The 1,649-nt window shown below is 61.4% G+C and carries 2 protein-coding genes; one reads left to right on the top strand and one right to left on the bottom strand.

The annotated features are described in order from the left end of the window. Positions 1 to 178: 178 nt before the first annotated feature. Positions 179 to 868, bottom strand: a complete 690-nt coding sequence (locus OF850_RS23310) for a hypothetical protein (protein ID WP_301592799.1) — start codon at positions 866 to 868, stop codon at positions 179 to 181. A gap of 598 nt (positions 869 to 1,466) precedes the next feature. On the opposite strand from OF850_RS23310, the gene OF850_RS23305 reads away from it, so the two are divergent. Then, the coding region (locus OF850_RS23305; protein ID WP_301592643.1) for a hypothetical protein at positions 1,467 to 1,649 on the top strand (183 nt) is incomplete at its 3' end.

Raw genomic sequence — 1,649 nt, 5'->3', positions numbered from 1 at the left:
GGGGGCCCGGCGGCTTTGCCTTCCAGACAGGGGGGGGGCCGCCCTCGGCCCTGGGCGGCTTGGGCTGGCTGCCCGACCGATCCTCCAGCAGTTGCGCGTCGCGCGCAGAAGCGGCCCCGGCTCTTGCGAACCGGGGCCGCCCCTCCTTTCTCATACCGCTAGAGCGCGCGGCTTGTGTTCAGGCTGCGACCTTGCGGCGCACGGCGGCGAGGCCGAGCAGTCCCAGGCCGAGGAAGGCCAGACCGGCTGGGGCGGGCACGGCGACCTGCGAAGCACTCGCGTTGCCGCTGACGCTTGCTGTGAAGCTGCAGACCGTCGAGCCGCAGATGTTGAAGGCCTGGGACAGCGCCGTGAAGGTGAAGCCGACCGAGGACGGATCCTGCAGATGGGAGGCTGGGATCTGATCAGAGGTAAAATTGACGGTCCCGGGCGGCTGGGTGGCGATCAGGCTCGCCTGGTAACCTCCCGCCGGCCCGCCGATGCGCGAACCGCTCAGCGCGACGTCGGAGAAGCTGCCGGACAGGTAGTTGGTGCCCGTACCACCCGTGCCCGAGGTGATGGTGAAGGTGCCGGCGAAGGCCTGAAGGATGTCATCGCCAGCCACGGGCGTCGCGGAACCTGTGCTGTTCGCATTCAGGTTCAGGTAGGCCGCGAAGGGGGTCGGGGTGCTGTCGGCATAGCCCGAGACCGTGACCGCAACGTCGTTGCCCGACAGGCTCGTTTGCGTGTTGCTGCCATTGGCGGTGGCCGTGATGGTCCTGGCAGTCGTGTTCTGGGCGAAGGTGATGATGGTGATTGGGGCCGCCTGGGCAATCGCGCTTAGGCCAACAAATGCGGCTGCCGTCGCCAGGAGTGCGAACTTCTTCATGTTGGTTGGGTCCTCCTTGGACCGTCGTGATGTGAGTGCTTCTGAACCTGCTGGAACTGCGCCCCGCCATGGGAGCAACGAACTGGTGGGCCCGTCAGCAAGATCCAAAGCAAATGCCGTGCCAACTCGGAAAACCCATGCCCAAGCATGGATTTTTCACACCTGGAGCTGTTGGGGAAACGAGATTGTAAAAAAAGCCGACAAGGCCCGAGATGGCTGACCCTGAATCAGTGAAGCGATAGCGGCGATACAGACAATGGACGCTTGCGCAAACAAAAATGAGCCGAAAGTGTGACAAAAATGAAAGCTTAAAGAGGTCCCGGTCACAGTTACGCCTCGCCAGCCCAATATTTCTCCGTCTACAACGCACGTCATTGGTCCATCGCGCGATGCGTCAGCAGAATTTTTCTCTTCCTCAATGAAACTTTGAGCAGTGTCGGAGATCTGTACACTTCTTCAAGCCTTAACAGTATGGGATTTCAGAAACTCCAGTGATTTCCTCGGAAAGATCACTTGGCATGGGTCTTGCTTCTTCTCTGATACACCTGCCACGGCCGGTGTATGTTGCCTGTTTGGCAAACTAAACAAGGAAAAGCTCATGCAGATTGTGAAGCGTATGGCCCTGGGCCTGGCCATCCTCGCCGCGCCCGTCGCGGTGAACGCGGCTCCTCTCACTGGCTCGATCGACTTCGGCGGGCTGTTCCAGGGCACGGATGCGAGCGGCAACAACGTCCGCCTGTCGGATGCAGTGGCCGTCGACTTCTGCGCCAACGTCACCGGC

The sequence above is a fragment of the Sabulicella glaciei genome (assembly GCF_026183895.1).
GTDB lineage: Bacteria > Pseudomonadota > Alphaproteobacteria > Acetobacterales > Acetobacteraceae > Roseococcus > Roseococcus glaciei.
The sequence above is the reverse complement of the archived record's forward strand: the minus strand, read 5'-3'. Positions and strand labels throughout refer to the sequence as shown.

Coding starts and splice junctions, on each gene's coding strand:
- OF850_RS23310 (WP_301592799.1), bottom strand. CDS start 868: ATGAAGAAGTTCGCACTCCTGGCGACGGCAGCCGCATTTGTTGGCCTA.